16 protein-coding genes are annotated in these 16,507 nt (G+C 64.8%); 1 reads left to right on the forward strand and 15 read right to left on the reverse strand.

The genetic code is table 11. The features are described from left to right. Window positions 1-81: 81 nt before the first annotated feature. From AC0L2L_RS00630 to AC0L2L_RS00700, 15 genes are all read right to left on the reverse strand, one after another. Window positions 82-1,287 carry a glycoside hydrolase family 172 protein gene (locus tag AC0L2L_RS00630; protein WP_473575454.1) on the reverse strand — a complete coding sequence of 402 codons (1,206 nt, stop codon included), beginning with the start codon at window positions 1,285-1,287 and terminating at the stop codon, window positions 82-84. Between the two features lie 22 nt (window positions 1,288-1,309). After that, window positions 1,310-2,143, reverse strand: a complete 834-nt coding sequence (locus tag AC0L2L_RS00635) for a carbohydrate ABC transporter permease (RefSeq protein ID WP_473575455.1) — start codon at window positions 2,141-2,143, stop codon at window positions 1,310-1,312. Further along, on the reverse strand, window positions 2,136-3,080 hold the full coding sequence (locus tag AC0L2L_RS00640) for a carbohydrate ABC transporter permease (RefSeq protein ID WP_473575456.1): 945 nt from the start codon (window positions 3,078-3,080) through the stop codon (window positions 2,136-2,138). Before AC0L2L_RS00640 ends, AC0L2L_RS00635 begins: the two co-directional genes overlap by 8 nt. Before the next feature lie 79 nt (window positions 3,081-3,159). Beyond that, window positions 3,160-4,503 (reverse strand): ABC transporter substrate-binding protein, encoded by a 1,344-nt coding sequence (locus AC0L2L_RS00645; RefSeq protein WP_473575457.1) that lies wholly within the window; start codon window positions 4,501-4,503, stop codon window positions 3,160-3,162. Window positions 4,504-4,571: 68 nt separating this feature from the next. Beyond that, the gene (locus tag AC0L2L_RS00650; RefSeq protein ID WP_473575458.1) at window positions 4,572-5,576 is read right to left on the reverse strand and encodes a LacI family DNA-binding transcriptional regulator; all 1,005 of its coding nucleotides are present in this window, start codon (window positions 5,574-5,576) and stop codon (window positions 4,572-4,574) included. Between the two features lie 225 nt (window positions 5,577-5,801). After that, a complete protein-coding gene (locus AC0L2L_RS00655; RefSeq protein ID WP_473575459.1) occupies window positions 5,802-6,341 on the reverse strand; it encodes an NADH-quinone oxidoreductase subunit B family protein in 540 nt (179 codons plus the stop codon). Window positions 6,342-6,409: 68 nt separating this feature from the next. Next, window positions 6,410-7,933, reverse strand: a complete 1,524-nt coding sequence (locus AC0L2L_RS00660; protein WP_473576077.1) for a hydrogenase large subunit — start codon at window positions 7,931-7,933, stop codon at window positions 6,410-6,412. Between the two features lie 20 nt (window positions 7,934-7,953). After that, on the reverse strand, window positions 7,954-9,405 hold the full coding sequence (locus tag AC0L2L_RS00665) for a hydrogenase 4 subunit F (RefSeq protein WP_473575460.1): 1,452 nt from the start codon (window positions 9,403-9,405) through the stop codon (window positions 7,954-7,956). Continuing rightward, a complete protein-coding gene (locus tag AC0L2L_RS00670) occupies window positions 9,402-10,064 on the reverse strand; it encodes a hydrogenase-4 component E (protein ID WP_027166917.1) in 663 nt (220 codons plus the stop codon). Before AC0L2L_RS00670 ends, AC0L2L_RS00665 begins: the two co-directional genes overlap by 4 nt. Then, the gene (locus AC0L2L_RS00675; RefSeq protein WP_473575461.1) at window positions 10,064-11,020 is read right to left on the reverse strand and encodes a respiratory chain complex I subunit 1 family protein; all 957 of its coding nucleotides are present in this window, start codon (window positions 11,018-11,020) and stop codon (window positions 10,064-10,066) included. Before AC0L2L_RS00675 ends, AC0L2L_RS00670 begins: the two co-directional genes overlap by 1 nt. Continuing rightward, the gene (hyfB, locus tag AC0L2L_RS00680; RefSeq protein WP_473575462.1) at window positions 11,011-13,029 is read right to left on the reverse strand and encodes a hydrogenase 4 subunit B; all 2,019 of its coding nucleotides are present in this window, start codon (window positions 13,027-13,029) and stop codon (window positions 11,011-11,013) included. The genes AC0L2L_RS00675 and hyfB overlap by 10 nt, the downstream gene beginning before the upstream one ends. Further along, the gene (locus tag AC0L2L_RS00685; protein WP_473575464.1) at window positions 13,026-13,337 is read right to left on the reverse strand and encodes a helix-turn-helix domain-containing protein; all 312 of its coding nucleotides are present in this window, start codon (window positions 13,335-13,337) and stop codon (window positions 13,026-13,028) included. Before AC0L2L_RS00685 ends, hyfB begins: the two co-directional genes overlap by 4 nt. 603 nt (window positions 13,338-13,940) lie before the next feature. Beyond that, on the reverse strand, window positions 13,941-14,576 hold the full coding sequence (locus AC0L2L_RS00690) for a Pr6Pr family membrane protein (protein WP_473575466.1): 636 nt from the start codon (window positions 14,574-14,576) through the stop codon (window positions 13,941-13,943). 138 nt (window positions 14,577-14,714) lie between these two features. Beyond that, window positions 14,715-15,611: a sigma-70 family RNA polymerase sigma factor gene (locus AC0L2L_RS00695; protein WP_473575468.1), complete on the reverse strand. Its 897-nt coding sequence runs from the start codon at window positions 15,609-15,611 to the stop codon at window positions 14,715-14,717. A 48-nt stretch (window positions 15,612-15,659) separates the two neighbouring features. Then, the gene (locus tag AC0L2L_RS00700) at window positions 15,660-15,980 is read right to left on the reverse strand and encodes a hypothetical protein (protein ID WP_473575469.1); all 321 of its coding nucleotides are present in this window, start codon (window positions 15,978-15,980) and stop codon (window positions 15,660-15,662) included. Window positions 15,981-16,129: 149 nt separating this feature from the next. Between AC0L2L_RS00700 and AC0L2L_RS00705 the strand changes: the two genes are divergently transcribed. Further along, entirely contained in the window at window positions 16,130-16,495 is a 366-nt protein-coding gene (locus AC0L2L_RS00705) for a VOC family protein (protein WP_473575471.1), read from the forward strand. Window positions 16,496-16,507: the final 12 nt, after the last annotated feature.

A 16,507-nucleotide genomic window follows, 5' to 3' on the forward strand; every position in this document is an offset into this window, starting at 1 on the left:
CGCGCGCTCCGTCTTCACCACACGGGTCCATGTGCAAACGCGTAGATATCCGTGGCGTTCCAACGAGTACCAGACGATTATTCACTCTCGCTCGCGCATCGCGGCGGCGCTTGCCGCGTCCCAGCTCTCGTAAGGGCGGCGGAAGGTGGGGATGCGCTCGGCGACCGGCGGCAGCGGCGCGAACGGCTTGTGCGGCTCGGCCTGGTACCAGAAGGCGACCGACGAGATGTCATCGGCGCGCCGGTTGGCGTGGCCGTGCTCGATACTGACGCGGATGCGCTTCCGGAAGATCACCGGATCCTCGATATGCCAGCGGTAAAGCGTGACGGGCTCGGTCCAGTTCGGGCCGCCGGCGGCGATGATGCCGTGATAGGGCGCGGAATAATCCTGCGTCGGGCACCAGGCGGTGTTGAAATAGTCTTCCGTGCCGGTGCCGTGCAGTGTCGGCGGCCAGGCATCGTTGGCGCCGGCCGAACTCTCTGCGCGCGGCTCGATGAGTGCCGCCTTCGGGCCGATGCGCGGGTCGGGCTTGCGCACCGTGTCGGGCACCGAAAGGCCGGGTTCGCCGTCGATGAAGATCATGTCGTCGCCCTCGCCATACCAGTCCCACAGCGCGGAGCGGCGGCGCGAATAGACGCTGTAGAGCACGCCGACATAGTGGCCGCGGCCCTCGGCTTCGAGGATCGTGTAATTGTCCTTGCCGTCCGAGGTCTCGCCTCCGAACAGAAACTGCTCGTTGGTGAGGCCGGTCTCCGCCATGCCTTCGGGCCGCGCCTGGCGGTACTGCGCGTGGAAGCGCCCGAAGCCGTCCTCAAGCTGCTCATGCAGCTCGAGGTCGGCATAGTAGTAGAACAGGAGATCGTCCTCGGCCTCGTTGGTGATCGTCATCTTCATGCCGGCCGCGAACGGCATCGGGAAATAGCAATTGAAGGCCTTGCCGTCCTCGGGGCTTGCCTGCACGGGCAGGCTGGCGAAGTTTTTCGTGCCGGCGTGACCCATGCCGAAGAAGTCGCCGACCGGAGTCTCGACGCTTGGGTGCTCCTCGCCGTCCCAGTAGGCACGCAGCACGGTCTTGCGCAGAAAGCTTTCGCTCTTGCAGGCAAGCGTAGCCCAGATGTGGGTGACGATGCCGCCGCCTTGATATTCGGCGATAGTCACGGTCTGGCCCGGCTCGATGTGCAGGCGGTCGTCATTGCCGCCGGTGCGGTCGTAGCTGGAGAAGCGGCGCGTGCTTGCATCGCGCAGCTTGGCGAGGCCGCGCAGCGGCGAAAGTCCGGCTTGGGTCATCTGTCGTTCCTATGCTTGTTACTCACTTGAGGCCGCTGGTCTTGATGGATTCGGTGATCTGCCGCTGGAAGATCACGAACAGCACGAGCATTGGCAGCGCCACGATGGTCGAGGCGGCCATGACATAGTTCCAGGCGCCGGCGTACTGGCTCTTGAAATTGACGATCGCCACCTGCACGACCCAGAGATTGGTGTCGGAGGCGACGGTGAGCGGCCACAGGAAGGCGTTCCAGTTGGCGAGGAAGAACAGGATCGCCAGCGCCGCGAGGATCGGCCGGCTGAGCGGCAGCACGATCGACCAGTAGATGCGCCAGCGGCCGGCGCCGTCCATGATCGCGGCCTCCTCCAGCTCGCGCGGCAGCGAGAGATAGTATTGCCGAAGAAGGAAGATGCCGAAGGCGTTGAAGATTGAAGGCACGATCAGGCCGGCATAGGTGTTGATGAGGCCGAGCGCCTTCACCAGGATGAACAGCGGCACGATGATGACCGGCAGCGACACCAGGAAGGTCGAGAACATCGCAAGGAAAATGAAGTCGCGGCCGGGGAAATGGAGCCGCGCCAGCGCGTAGCCGGCCATGGAGTGGAAAAACAGCGCGACGATTGTAACGGTCGCCGACATGAAGAAGGAATTGGCGAGGTAGCGCAAGAACGGCACTTCGGTCAGCACGTAGAGGAAATTGCCGAGCGTCGGCGAGACCGGCAGGAAGTTCGGCGCGAACACTTCCGGCGCCGGCTTGAAGGCGATGACCAGCATCCAGACCAGCGGGAAAATGGTCATCAACGCAAGCACCGCCGAGATCAGCATCCACAGCAGGCGCAGGATGTGGGCGGAGCCGGCGGAATGCGCGCTAGTCATGGTCAAAACGCCCGCCGCGGGTGAGCGCGAACAACAACAGCGTGACCAGCATCAGCATCACGACGAGCAGCGAGGCCATCGCCGAGGCATAGCCGAAGGCGCCGAGTTGGAAGGCCTGCTTGTAGATGTAGACGATGAGCGCCGCGGTCGCGTTGACCGGGCCGCCATTGGTCATGACGTAGATCAGGTCGAAGACCTGGCCGCCGGCCGCCGCCATCACGATCGAGACCAGCAGGACGAAGAAGCTGGTCGGCCTGAGCAAAGGCAGCGTGATGTACCGGAAGCTGGTGACCGGCCCGGCGCCGTCGATCTTCGCCGCCTCGTAATATTCGCGCGGAATATCCTGCAGGCCGCCGAGGAAGATCAGCATGTAAAAGCCCATCATGAACCACACGCTGACGGCCACCAGGGTGATCAGCGCCAGGTTCGGATCGCCGAGGAACGAGACCGGGCCCCAGCCGATCGCTGCGGCGAGCCGGCCGATCGCGCCGACCTTCTCGACAAGCAGGATCTGCCAGACCAGCGCCACCACGACCAGGCTCACCATCTGCGGGGCGAAGAACATCGCGCGGATCACGGTCGCGAAGCGGCCGCCGCGTTGGACGAGCAGCGCCAGGCCGAGGCCCGAGACATAGAGCGCCGGAACCAGCATGACGGCATAGAGCACTGTGACCCTGAGCGCGGACCAGAACAGCGGGTCGTGCCACATGCTCGCGTAATTCTTGAAGGCGACGAACTTGTAGGAGCCGAAGCCGTCGACCTCGAAAAAGCCGATGCCGAGCGCAAGCAGCATCGGCAGGCCGACGAAGACGAGCAGCCCCAGCGCATCCGGCAGCACGAACAGATATCCGGCCAGCCAATCGCGGCGGCGTGTGCGCGAGGCCGCCGCGTGTTCTTCCGCAGCGGCTGAGCTTAGGGTGGTGGCGGAGTAGGTCATGTTGTGCCGGCCGTTTTCTGCGACCCCTCCCTTGCCTGCAACGCAAGCGAGGGGTCTCCGATGCATTCTCCTGGATGCCCTAGAGTATAGGGGCTCCCGAGTAGCTGGCGAGGAAGGCGTCGAGCTGCTGGCTGGCGGCCGTCGCTGTCTGCTGCGGGTCGGCGCCGCCCAACTGCGCGGCCTGGATGGCATCCGAGATGATCTTGTAGACTTCAGGCGGCACGCGCGGCTCGGCGCGGGTGCCGGGATGGACCTCCTTGGAGAAGACGCCCATCTTGCCGTTGGTGAAGGCGGCGCCGCCAGCCGCAAGCGCGCTGTTGCGCGGCGGCATGTCGCTCTTGGCCACCGTGCACCAGTCGACGACCCGCTGGACCGAGTCCTGATCCTTCGAGGCGAGCGCCCAGGCGCAGAATCGTGCAGCCGCTTCCGGGTTCTTGCCCTTGGCGTTGGCGACGAAGGCCCAGCCGCCGCCGACCGTCACATATTTGCCGTTGGCGGGCGTCGGCAGCTTGAAGATGCCGTAGGGCATGTTCTTGGCGTTGTTGTCCATCGCCGAGATGCCCCAGATGCCGACATTCTGCATGGCGCAATAGCCGGAGCCGAGATTGGCGGCGATGTCGAAGCCGCCGCTCAGCACCTGGCGCGGCGCCGCGCCCGATTTGATGGCGTCCTGCCAGAGCTTCAGCGCCTGGACGGTCGCCGGCGAATCGAAGGCGCTCTTGCCGTCCTTGCCTTGGAACTCGCCGCCGCCCTGCCATAGGAAGGGATACCAGGTGAAATTCTGGTAATAGCCTGGCGTCGTCTCGAACAGCACGCCGTAGCGGTTAGGCGTGGTCAGCTTCTTGGCTACCTCCAGCAACTCGTCCCAGGTCTTGGGCACGTCGTTCTCGTTGAGCCCCGCCTCCTCGAAGGCCTTCACCGAATAGTAAAAGGCCATCGGCTCGACCTCCATCGGCACGCCGTAGATCTTGCCGTCGACCATGCGATTGGCGATCACGCTCTCCGGGAAATCGGCCTTTGCCACATCGTCGATGTAAGGCGTCAGGTCCGCGAGCACGCCGCCATTGTAGTAGCGCAGGAAGTCGCCGGGGCTGATGATGAAGATGTCGGGGCCTTCACCGGAAGCGAACGCGGTGGAGAGCTTCGAGCCGTTCATGTACTCGCTGTTGGTCACATATTCGAGCTCGACCTTGACGTCATGGCTGGCGTTCCAGCCCGCCACCATGTCCTCGAACCATTTCACCTGCGGCTTCACGTCGCCGCCCGGCGCGTAGAATTGCCAGAATTTCAGCGCCGCGCCTTGGGCGCGCGCCGTGCGATTGATGAAGGGCAAGGTAATGCCGCCAGCAAGGGCCGCGCCGCCTTGCAGGACGCGGCGGCGGGTAAGGCCGGATAGCATTGGCGAAGTCGGTCGATCAGTCATGGTTTCCTCCCTGTTGATCGTCTCTGGTGAACTTTTGGCGGAGTGGCTTCCCGCTGGCTTCGATCTCCTCACGCCGTGTCGAAGGGGTGGAGGAAGGACGGCACCGTTACAGTGCGCGGCTCGCCCACGTAGGCGCCCGAAAGTCTTTCGAGCAGCATCCGCGTCGCTTCCCCCGCGAGGTTGGCCGGGCTGTTGCCGACGCGCGTAAGGCGCGGCCGCACATATTCGAGTTGCGGCAGGTCCTCGAACACCGCCACGGCAATGTCGCGGGGTACGACGATGCCGCGGTCGTGGAATGCGGCCAGCGCGCCCGCCGCCATCAGATAGTTGGCGAAGAAGATGGCGCTCGGCAGCGGATCGCTATGCTGTTCCAGCAGCCAGGCGACCGCTTCGACACCGGAGGGTGGTAGATAGGAGCCGGTGAAACGCAGGTCGGCCAGGGGCGGCGCCCCATTGTCGGCAAGCCCTTTCTCGAAACCGTCGGCACGCTCCATCGCCTCGCGGAACGAGGTCGGCCCCGTGACGTAGGCGACGCGCCGATGACCTTTGCGCGCCAGGTATTCGCCCATCAGATAACCACCGCCATGGTCATCCAGCCTGACGCTGTCGACCGAGCGGTTGGGCAGATCACCAATGAACACAGTGGGAATGTCGATACCGATCAATGTGTCATGCATGCCATGCAGCGCGAAGTCGCCGACGATCAGCCCATCGACCCGGCGGTGCCGGATCTGGCGCAGATATTCATGACCATGCTCCTGGCTATGGCCGCCGGGCACATCGGTGTTGAAGATCAGCATGTCTAGGCCGACAGCCTCAAGCTCGGACTGCGCGGTCTTGACCATCTCCGGATAGAACGGGTTGCGGATATCCGGAATGAGCATGGCGACCGTGTTGGTGCGCCCGGTTCGCAGGCTCCGCGCCTGCGGATTGGGCGAATAGCCAAGCTCCGCGATCGCCTTCTCGACGCGCTCGCGCAGCGACTTCGACACGCGATCGGCATGGTTGATCACATGCGAAACGGTCGTCCGCGACACGCCTGCCCGCTCGGCAACTTTGGAGATCGTGCTCATGGAACGGCATGATTATGCCATGTGAATGCATTTGCAAATCGATTTTTTGAGAAAATTGAAGCAGCGCAGGCGCGGAACCGGTTAAAGGCTGCGCCGTGCGGCTCGCCATTTCAGATCATGTGGACGGCCAGTGGAAACTCAGACGGGACAATGCCTTCCGGGAAGGGGCAGGGCCAAGCATCGTCGACGTTCTCGACAGGTCGTAAAGAACGATGGCATCGATGCTCAGTCTCGCTGAGCGCGCGCCTTCCCGTTCGCGCCGTCGAGCAGCGCGATCAATCCCTTGAGGATCTCGATCGGCGCCGGCGGACAGCCCGGAATGTGCAGGTCGACCGGCACGACGTCCGACACGCCGCCGACGACGGCATAGCTGCCGGCGAAGCAGCCGCCGTCCTTGGCGCAGTCGCCGAGCGCGACCACCCATTTCGGATCAGGCGTCGCGTCAAAGGTCCGCTTCAGCGCCTCGCGCATGTTCTTCGTGACCGGCCCGGTGACCAAAAGCACGTCGGCATGGCGCGGCGATGCCACGAAGCGGAAGCCAAAGCGCTCGATGTCGTAGAAGGCGTTGTTGAGCGCGTGCATTTCGAGCTCGCAGCCATTGCAGGAACCGGCGTCGACCGCGCGGATCGACAGGCTCCGGCCAAGCCGCTTGCGGGCAACGCCGTCAAGCGCGCGCGCCAGCTCGTCTACGGCCGCGTCGCTGACTTGCGGCGGACGCTCGGTCAGCGGCGGGCGGATCAGGCTTTCGAAGAGCAGTTTTCGCATGATGGCATGCCTATTGTTTGACCATGATTTTTTCCGAAAAACCGGCCTCCACTTTTCGGAATCATGGTCTAGAGATCGTGGCCGGAATAGGAGCAGTTGAACGATTTGTTGCAGATCGGGAAGTCGGCGATGATGTTGCCCTCGATCGCCGCTTCCAGCAGCGGCCACTGGAACCATGAGGGGTCGCGCAGGTGGCAGCGCTCGATCAAGCCGTCCGCGCCGATACGCAGCCAGACCAGTATGTCGCCGCGAAAACCCTCGACCAGCGCCATGCCCTCGTGCGGTCCATCCACGGCATTGCCCGCCGTGGCGACGTCGACGCCGATCGGTCCGGCGGGCAGCCGCCCGAGAATCTGCTCGACCAGCGACAGGCTCTGCTCGACCTCGCGCACGCGGATCCAGACGCGCGCATTGACGTCGCCCTCCTGCAGCACCGGCACATCGAAGGCGAGCTCGTCGTAAGGCGCGTAGCCTGGGGTGCGCCGCGCATCGAAATTGCGGCCCGACGCCCGCCCGACATAGCCGCCGGCGGCATATTGCCGGGCAAGCTCGACCTTGAGCCGGCCGGTCGCCACCGTGCGGTCCTGCAGCGAGGCGGTGTTGTCGTAGAGTTCCACCAGATGCGGGAAGCGCTGCCTGATCTCCGCGACCAGCGATCGGATGGCGCTGGTCCCCGCCTCGTCCAGATCGCTTGCCGTGCCGCCGGGCAGGATGCGGTCGCGCATCAGGCGATGGCCGAAGGCCGCGTCGGCGGTGCGCAGCACGCGCTCGCGCAGCACGCCGCAATGCGCATGCATGATCGCGAAAGCGGCGTCGTTGCAGATGGCGCCGATATCGCCGAGGTGATTGGCGAGGCGCTCCAGCTCGGCCATCAGCGCCCGCAGCCATATCGCGCGCGGCGGTGGCGTGACGCCGAGCGCCGCCTCCACCGCGCGGGCAAAGGCCAGCGAATAGGCGACCGTGCTGTCGCCTGAAATGCGGCCTGCAAGTCTTGCGGCACGGTCGATGGAAGCGCCTGCCATCAGGCCTTCAATGCCCTTGTGCACATAGCCCAGCCGTTCTTCCAGTCGCACCACCGTTTCGCCGCCGGCCGTGAAGCGGAAATGTCCGGGCTCGATGATGCCGGCATGCACGGGCCCGACCGCAACCTGGTGGAGGCTTTCGCCCTCGGCCGCCAGGAACCGGTAGGAGGCAGCGGCCGCCGGTCCCCCGGGCTGCGTCGCCAGCGGATGGCTGATGCCCCATTGGCCGTGGTCGAGCCAGCGGCGGGTATCGGGCAGGCCCTGCGGCGCCAGGCCGAAGAGGTCCGCCGCGGCGCGTTCCAGCCGCAGCGCCGGCGGATGGCACTGGCTGACCGAAGGGTAGCGGCCGCCGCGGCAATCCAGGCTGATCACGCCGATGTTCAGCGCTTCGTCGAGGAGCGCCATGTGCACTTTGTCCGGCTCCCCCCACAGGCCGAGCAGGCTCCAGCGGCCGTCGGCCAGCTGCTCGACGGCAAGGTTCCAGACCTTGGGGGCCACCACGGCGCGCCGCCAGGGCGCGTGATGCTCGACCTGCCGATCGGCCTCGATGAGATCGGCGAGTGCTGGCACGCGTTTCCTCACCATGCGGCTTACCCCAGTATACCGGCGACATGCTGGAACCACGCGACCAACGGCGCCGGCAGATAGATGCCGGCGGCAAACACCAGAGCGAGGTGCGAATACATCGGCACGTAGGACGCTTCGACCGGCGCCATGCCGCCGCGCGGCTCGCCGAAGGCGACGCCGGTCAGCCGCAGCAACAGCGCCCCGAAGGCGATGAGCAGCCCGAACACCAGCGGGATCGCCAGCCACGGATGCCTGGCGAAGGTCGAGCTGACGACCAGGAATTCACTCATGAAGATGCCGAGCGGCGGCAGGCCGGCTATTGCCACGACACCGATGACGAGCGCCCAGCCAAGCCCCGGATGGCTTTCGGTCAGCCCCCTGATCTCGGAAATCTTCTGCGTGCCCTTGACCTGCGCGATATGGCCGACGGCGAAGAAGATCGCCGATTTGGTCAGGCTGTGCATGACCATGTGCAGCAGGCCGGCGAAGTTGGCGAGCGGGCCGCCCATGCCGAAGGCAAAGACGATGATGCCCATATGCTCGATCGACGAATAGGCGAACAGGCGTTTGATGTCGCGGCGGCGGTAGAGCATGAAGGCCGCGAAGATGAGCGAGGTCAGCCCCATCGTGACCATCAGCGGTCCAGGGCCGATCGCCTGCGGGTTCGCCGCGAGCAAAAGCTTGAAGCGCAATACCGCGTAGAGCGCGACGTTGAGCAGCAGGCCCGACAGCACCGCCGAGATCGGCGTCGGGCCTTCGGCATGCGCATCGGGCAGCCAGGCGTGCAGGGGTGCGAGCCCGACCTTGGTGCCATAACCGAGCAGCAGGAAGATGAAGGCGACGCTGAGCAGGGCCGGATCGAAATGCGCTGCCTTCTCGATCAGCACCGACCAGACCATGGCGTTGGTGCCCTCGCCGACGACCGGCTGCGCGGCCATGTAGACGAGGATGGTGCCGAACAGCGCGAGCGCGATGCCGACGCTGCCGAGGATGAAATACTTCCACGCCGCCTCCAGCGCCTCATGCGTGCGGTAGATGCCGACCATCAGCACCGTGGTCAGCGTGGCGAGCTCCACCGCGACCCACATCAGGCCGATATTGTTCGACACGAAGGCCAGGTTCATGCCGAACATCATGATCTGGTACATCGCGTGGTAGAACCGCAGGTTTGGCGCGGTCAGCCTGCCGGTTTCCAGCTCATGCCCGATATAGGACGCGCTGAACACGCTGGTGGTGAAGCCGACGAATGTGTTGAGCACGATGAAGACGATGTTGAGGTCGTCGATCAGCAGATATTGTCCCGGCGCCGGCCGTTCCGTGACGAACAGCGACAGCGCCGCAAGCAAGGTGAGCAGGCTGGCCGCGACGTTGACGACCGCCGTCATGCGGTAGTTAGGCATTGTCGCCAGGACAGCCGCGGCAGCCGCCGGGATAAAAAGGATCGCGGCCACGGCGTCGAAGGAAAACCCGGTCACCGGCGTTCTCCCCGGTAGTCGTCGAGCGCGCCGACATCGACCGAATCGAACCGTTCCCGGATGCGGAACAGGAAGACGCCGATGACGATGAAGGCGATCAGGATTGAGAAGGCGACGCTGATCTCGACCACCAGCGGCATGCCCTTGGCGCCGGTAGCTGCCAGCACCAGGCCGTTCTCCAGCGACATGAAGCCGACGACCTGGCTGACGGCATTGCGGCGGGTGACCATCACCAGCAGTCCCAGCAAGATGATCGACAGCGCGAAGGCCAGGTCCTCCCGGGCCAGCGGGTCGGCCTCGGGCGTCACCCGAAGCATCAGCACCATGGACAGTGTCACCAGCCCGATGCCCGCCAGCATGGTCGGGCCGATGCCGACGGCGGTCTCGATGTCGCGGTGGATGCCGAGCCGCTGGATAATGCGATGCAGCCCGACCGGAATGACGATCGCCTTGAAGACCAGCGCGATCCCGGCGGTGATGTAGAGATGATGCGCGTCCTGGATATAGGCCTGCCAGGCCACCGACAGCGCAAGCACGACAGCATGCAGCGCAAAGACGTTGATCAGCGCGAACAGGCGGTCCTGGTAGAGCATCATGAAGGAGATCAGCACCAGGCTGCCGGCGAGCAGATGGGCGATGTCGAAGGTGAGACCGCTCATCACAGGCTCCGCGAGACGAACAGCAAAAGCGTGCCGAGCAGCGCCAGCATCAGCGCCGCGCCGAGGAAGTCCGGCACGCGGAAGACACGCATCTTGGCGACCGCCGTCTCGAACACGGCAAGCAGGATGGCAAGCACCGCGAGCTTGCCGAGATAGGCGGCTGCGCCGATGGCAAGCGATCTCGGCCCGGTCGCCGCGCTCTCCAGCCCCCAGGGCAGGAAAACGCAGGAGATCAGCGACATGTAGAGCAGCAGCTTGAGGAAGCTGGCGAGCTCGATCATCGCCAGATGGCGGCCGGAATATTCCAGGATCATCGCCTCATGCACCATGGTGAGCTCCAGATGCGTGGCCGGATTGTCGACCGGTACGCGCGCATTCTCGGCGACCGCCACCATCACCAGGGCGATCAGCGACATGCCGAGCGACACCCGCAATCCGACCTGCGGCGAGCCCATGAAGGCGGCGACCGTCGAAAGCTGCGTGGCGCCGGCGACGAGCGCCAGGCTGAATACGATGAGCAGCATCGCCGGTTCGGCCAGCGATGCGATCATCACTTCGCGGCTGGCGCCGATGCCGCCGAAGCTGGTGCCGACATCCATCCCGGCCAGCGCCTGGAAGAAGCGCGCGCTGCCGAGCAGCGCCACGATGACGATGAGGTCGGCGGCCCAGCTGAATTCGAGGCCGGTGGCGAATGTCGGGACGAGCGCCGCCGCTACCCAGGTGGCGGCGAAGATCAGGTAGGGCGTCACGCGGAACAGCCAGGACGCGTTGTCGGCCAGCACGACCTCCTTGCGCATCAGCCTGACGAGATCGCGATAGGGCTGGATCACCGAGGGCCCCTGCCGCCTCACAAGCCTTGCCTTCACCTTGCGCACGAAGCCGATCAAAAGCGGTGCCAGCAGAAGCACCGACAGCATCTGCGCGCCCTGCACGGCCAGATCGAAGATCACGGCCATAGCGCAAGCACCAGGAGCAGGATGACGAGGTAGAGGAAGACCAGCGTCAGGTAGCGGCGGATGGTCAGGAACTGCAGGTGGTTCAGCCGCTCGGTGGCGAAATCGATCGCGCCGGTGATCGGCTGGTAGAAAATCTCCCAGGTCACATCGTGCATATCCACCTTGAGGCGGGCCGGCTCGAGGGCGCCCGGCGCCGGCATTTCCACCGTCTCGCGGGCGCGGAAGGCGAAGCCGCCGAAGACGCGGCGAATGGGCTGCGCGAAGCTGACGGCCGTGTATTGCGCGGCCGGCACCGCATCCGCGAAGCCACATCCCCATGCAATGCCCCGGCGCAGCGCATGCGAGGCAAAGCGGTGAATGAAGAAGGCCGCGAGCGATGCCGAGATGGCGATGAAGACGAACACCAGCAGGCCGTTATAGGAGCTGCGGCTCTCGGCGATCGGCACGATCGACAGCCACGGCTCAGCCATCTGCACCGGCATGCGGTCGCCGATGAGCGAAAGCGTCACCGGCGACAGGCCGTCGATGACGAAGCCGGGCAGAATGCCGGCGAGCAGGCAGAAGGCGGCAAGCAAGGCCATCGCCGCCAGCGACCAGCGGTCGACCTCATGCGCCCGTTCCACCGCCGCCGACCGCGCCCGGCCAAGGAAAGTGATGCCGAATGCCTTCACGAAGCAGGCCGCTGCCAGCGCCGCCGACAGCGCCAGCATGCCGCCGACCGCGGGCACGATAACTTTCAGCCCCCATTGCGGCAGCTCGGGGCTCAGCAATATCGCCTGGAAGACCAGCCATTCGGAGGCGAAGCCGTTGAAGGGCGGCAGCGCAGAGATCGAGACGCAGCCGACGAGGAAGACGAAGCTGGTCACCGGCAGGCGGTGGATGAGGCCACCCAGCTTTTCCATGTCGCGTTCCCCCGTCGCCGACAGCACGGCGCCGGCGCCGAAGAACAGCAGGCTCTTGAAGAAGGAGTGGTTCAGCACGTGGAACAGCGCCGCGGTGAAGGCCAGCGCCGCCGCCGACGGCATGGCGTTCGCCTTGAAGGCCAGTGCTAGGCCGAGGCTGGCAAAGATGACGCCGATATTCTCGATGGTCGAATAGGCAAGCAGCCGCTTGAGGTCTTTTTCCATCAGCGCGTGGAGGATGCCCAGCACCGCCGTCACGCCGCCGATGAGCAGCACGGCAATGCCCGACCACCATGCCGGCTCGCCAAGCAGGTCAAACACCACGCGGATGAAGCCGTAGATGGCGACCTTCGTCATGATGCCGCTCATCAGCGCCGAGACGTGGCTGGGTGCTGCCGGATGGGCAAGCGGCAGCCAGGCATGCAGCGGCACCAAGCCCGCCTTTGAGCCGGCACCAAGCAGCATGAGAACCAGCACCGCGCCGGCCGCGAACCGGTCGGGATGCGCCGTCCGCATCGCGTCGAACGCATAGGTTCCCGCGGGCCCCGCCAGCAGGCCGAAGGCAAGCAGCAGCGCCATCGTGCCGAAGCTTGCCATCACCAGGTAGATGGTGCCTGCCCGCCGGTTGGCCTCGTCGCGGTGATGCGCCATGACCAGCGCCCAGGAGGCGAGCGACATGAACTCCCAGGACAAGAGGAAGCTGAAGGCGTCGTTGGCCAGTACCACGAGGTTCATGCCGGCGAGGAATGCCGGATAGAACGGCAGCACGCGATGCGGCTCGGATTCGTGCCGGCCGTAGCCTAGACCGTAGAGGCTGGTGATTGCGCCGCCCAGGTTGACGACGACGAGAAAGAACGCCGACAGGCCGTCGAGACGGAACCGTGCGCCGGTCCAGGGCAGGCCGAGCGGCAAGGTTATGGCGGACACCTCGCCGGGATTGCCGGCAAGATGACCGGCAACGGCCACCAGCAGGGCGGCTGAAATGACAAGCGCGGCGCCATAGACCAGACGCGTCGCGGCGGCATGCCGGCTGACGGCCGCGGCCAATATGGCTGTTCCCAGAAGCGCGGCAGGGCCGCACAGCAGAAGGGCGACGGTCGAATTCACGGCAGGCTCCCGCCGGGTTCGACATGGTCGCCGTCGGCTCCGGGCGCCTTGGCCGGATCGACGCCGGCCTTCAGCCGCACGCCGCGCCCGCCGCCCTGGCTGGCCGCGCCTTCCCCGATCAGTTCTATGCCGGCCACCTCGAGCGCCGCGATCAGCTTCATCAGCGAATCGACATTGCCCCGGATGATCGAGCTGCTGGCTTCCATGCGCTGGATCGTCGGCACCGACAGGCCGGACAATTCGGCAAGCCTGCGTTGATCGATGCCAAGCAGCGATCTTGCTGCGCGCAATTGCGGTGCGGTTATCACCGACGACTCTCTGGTTCAGTTCTGAGATATGAGGTCTCGGTGGTTTAACCTACATAAAAAGGTTCTATCGTCAAGGATTGATGTTTAAAACATCTATGTTGATGGCGACGCGGCAGCCGGTCGTGACGATCGATTGCCAATGGCTGTGCCGAGGCCCGCATCGCGGAAATCGTCAGACAGGCCATCAGGCCGAACTTACCTACCGGTGGCTGGTTCCCCGACACAGGGATTTTGAAAGCCGGCCCAACCTCGTCATTCTATGGCGAAGCAAGGAGCGAAGCGACGCGGCGCAGACCATAGAATCCATGCCGTGACTTGGAAGCGCCGCCACGGTGCAGAATTTTGCTCCGTTGCGCTCCTTGGCGAAAGCAACGGCATGGATTCTAGGGTCTTCGCGACGGAGCTTCGCTCCTGCTCCGCCCTAGAATGACGATCGCGATGGGCGTTTCGGCCAATCTCCAAGGCATGCTGCCTGCCAATGCAAACAGAGCCGACCGGTCAATTCCTGTGCAGTGCCACTAGGGCAATTCTGGGAAAAGTGCGGCGGTTGGGCTCGGCGACCTCCGCAATTGCGTCAGAACAAAAGAGCCATGCTCGGTCCGCTCACGGTTTCCCTGCTCCGCCGAGCCGCCGGTCGAGCCAGACCAGCACTTCCCCGGCCACGACGAAGCCAAGTGCGATCAGGGCGCTGTTGGTCAGGGTTTGCGCCCAGCCGATCCGGGCGATATCGATGAACGGATAGGGATAACGCCCTTCGAAAGACCCGCGAGCCAGGGCGTAGGCGAGATAGCCGAGCGGGTAGAGAGCCCATAGAAGCGGCGCGTAGCGGTTCAGCGTTCCCTTGCGGACGAAGGCCAGCCAGAAGACGGTGGTCAGTGCCGGCGTCACCCGGTGTAGCAGGATATTGGCGAACTGCGAGCCGCCGGTCAGCTCCTTCAGGCCCTGCAGCAACAGGCCATAGACGACGCCGACGAGCAGGATGTTGAGCAAGGTCGCTCCGAGCAGCCAGGTCGTCGCGAACCGCGCCTTCGCCGCGACGCCAGTGAACACGACCGCGACCAGAAGATTGGTGGTGATCGTGAAATAACCGAACAGCCTCCACAGCACGCCGGGCCACGATGCCGGCCCGTCGGCGAGGGCATGGAAATGCACGCCTATCCCGATCCAGGCCGCCAGTGCGATAAGTGTCGCGAAGAGCCGCGCCGGGACGCCGTGCGTTTCGAGATCAACCTGCGTCATGACCTCGTGTCCGTTCCGCTCCAATACGGATTTATAATGCGTGTCGCCCAAAAGTGCGCAGCGGTTTTGAGAGAACGACATGCATCAAAACAAAGACTAGACGCGTCCGTGGCGAGAGCAAACTCGGCCCGGATCCCGTCATGCCCGCTCGCCGGGGACGACGAGGATTTCGGCCTCCGCGACGCAGTACGGCGCGTGCCGGAAATCGCGGATGCGGACGACTTCATCATCCCGCCATCCGATCAGCATGAAGCCGCGCACCGCATTGTCCGCCTGCGGATTGCGGATCAGGATCGCCGGCTGCGCCTCGACAAAGCCGAGCGACAAGGCCCAGTCGCTGATACGGTCGTAGTTGCCGAAATAGGTCGAGGCTTCCTTCTTGCCGCGCAAGCGGGTCCGGTTGACGACGTCGACCTGGACGTCCTCGGCGATCAGCGCCCTGACGCCATCGAAATCGCGAGCGTTGAACAGGTCGATATAGCGGCGCAGCCGGCGCTCTTCCTCCGGATCGAGCTTCGGCATGGTCACGTCGTCCGGCGCCGTCGCCAATGCCTTCAACTCCGCCCGGCCGCGATGCAGCGCCGCCTTGGTGGCGGCGAGCGTTGCGCCCGTCACCGCGCAGGTCTCGAACAGGCTGAGACCGAGCACATCGACCAGGATGACGGCGCTGCGCTGCGCCGGCGTCAACCGCATGAAGCTGCGCAGGCTCGTTGCCGCCGCCAGTCTTGCCTCCGCGCTGGCGGAGAGGTCCTCAACCGTTGTCATGTCGGCCTCGGTGATGCGGGAACGCTCCCGCTGGCGGCGGCGCAGATGGTCCTGCGCCGCGTTGTGGGCGATACGGAACAGCCATTGCTCGGGGCGTTCGACGAGAGCGCCGCCATCATGGGCGGCAAGCGCCTTCACCACCGCATCCTGCACGATGTCCTCGCCCTCGATCGCCGAGCCGGCCATGCGCGCCGCGTAGCGGTGCAGTTTCGGGCGCAGGCCGACGAGCATGGCTTCAAGTTCCGCGCGGCCGAATTTTGCTGGGCTCATCGTCCTCGTTCTCTTGATCGCCGGCTCGTGGGCCATACCGTGCCCGAGTCAGGCCGGCACGGCTTCGTCGGCCTTGGCCAGCATACGATAATTGCCGACGATCTTCGCCGGCGACCTGGCAAGCGGCGTCGAACGCCGTTCGCCATGATTGGCGCCGAAGGCCTTGAAAGCGTCGTGTTCGGTGAGCGCCGAGCTGTCCTTGTCGTAGCCGACAATATGGACGAATTCGCCATTCTCCAGCTCCAGCACCAGATAGCGCACCGATTGCGGCTGCGTTTCATCCAGCGCCTCGAACACCTTCCCCACCAGCGCCCGGTTCTCGGCGATGCTGGCGTCCTTCACGCCGTAGCGGATGAGATTGTAGGTCATGGTCGTCTCCTGGTTGGTGGGTCTGCGTGAGGAAGACGTTCCGCATTGCCGAAAAGATTCTCACCGGCTGGCGAATCTTTTTGCTGGCCGACACCGTCTTAGACGCGTGGAGGCCGCACCCGCGGCTTCCACGATGAGGAGAGACATCCATGCATATCCAGTTTGCCGAACTCCCGGTGTTCGACCAGGATCGCGCCAGGGCGTTCTACACCGACAACCTTGCGTGCCACGTCATAGCCGACCAGTCGATGGGGGATGGCGGCTGGCGCTGGGTAGAGCTAGCGTTCCCCCACGCGGTCACCAACCTGCATTTCATCAAGCGCGCCGATACAGCGCCAAGCGCGGAGCCGGTGCTCGTCCTGGTCGACGATGATGTCGAGGCAAGGGTAGCATCGCTCAAGGCCAAAGGCGTCGAGATCATCACCGAGCCGCAGGAAGCGCCTTGGCAGCCAGGCCGCACCGTCGCCGAGCTCCGCGACAGCGAAGGCAACCGCATGATGTTGACCAGCCGGTAGCCGGCGGCATGC

The sequence above is a fragment of the Mesorhizobium sp. WSM4832 genome (genome assembly GCF_055811115.1).

Coding starts and splice junctions, on each gene's coding strand:
- AC0L2L_RS00630 (WP_473575454.1), bottom strand. CDS start 1,287: ATGACCCAAGCCGGACTTTCGCCGCTGCGCGGCCTCGCCAAGCTGCGC.
- AC0L2L_RS00635 (WP_473575455.1), bottom strand. CDS start 2,143: ATGACTAGCGCGCATTCCGCCGGCTCCGCCCACATCCTGCGCCTGCTG.
- AC0L2L_RS00640 (WP_473575456.1), bottom strand. CDS start 3,080: ATGACCTACTCCGCCACCACCCTAAGCTCAGCCGCTGCGGAAGAACAC.
- AC0L2L_RS00645 (WP_473575457.1), bottom strand. CDS start 4,503: ATGACTGATCGACCGACTTCGCCAATGCTATCCGGCCTTACCCGCCGC.
- AC0L2L_RS00650 (WP_473575458.1), bottom strand. CDS start 5,576: ATGAGCACGATCTCCAAAGTTGCCGAGCGGGCAGGCGTGTCGCGGACG.
- AC0L2L_RS00655 (WP_473575459.1), bottom strand. CDS start 6,341: ATGCGAAAACTGCTCTTCGAAAGCCTGATCCGCCCGCCGCTGACCGAG.
- AC0L2L_RS00670 (WP_027166917.1), bottom strand. CDS start 10,064: ATGAGCGGTCTCACCTTCGACATCGCCCATCTGCTCGCCGGCAGCCTG.
- AC0L2L_RS00675 (WP_473575461.1), bottom strand. CDS start 11,020: ATGGCCGTGATCTTCGATCTGGCCGTGCAGGGCGCGCAGATGCTGTCG.
- AC0L2L_RS00690 (WP_473575466.1), bottom strand. CDS start 14,576: ATGACGCAGGTTGATCTCGAAACGCACGGCGTCCCGGCGCGGCTCTTC.
- AC0L2L_RS00695 (WP_473575468.1), bottom strand. CDS start 15,611: ATGAGCCCAGCAAAATTCGGCCGCGCGGAACTTGAAGCCATGCTCGTC.
- AC0L2L_RS00700 (WP_473575469.1), bottom strand. CDS start 15,980: ATGACCTACAATCTCATCCGCTACGGCGTGAAGGACGCCAGCATCGCC.
- AC0L2L_RS00705 (WP_473575471.1), top strand. CDS start 16,130: ATGCATATCCAGTTTGCCGAACTCCCGGTGTTCGACCAGGATCGCGCC.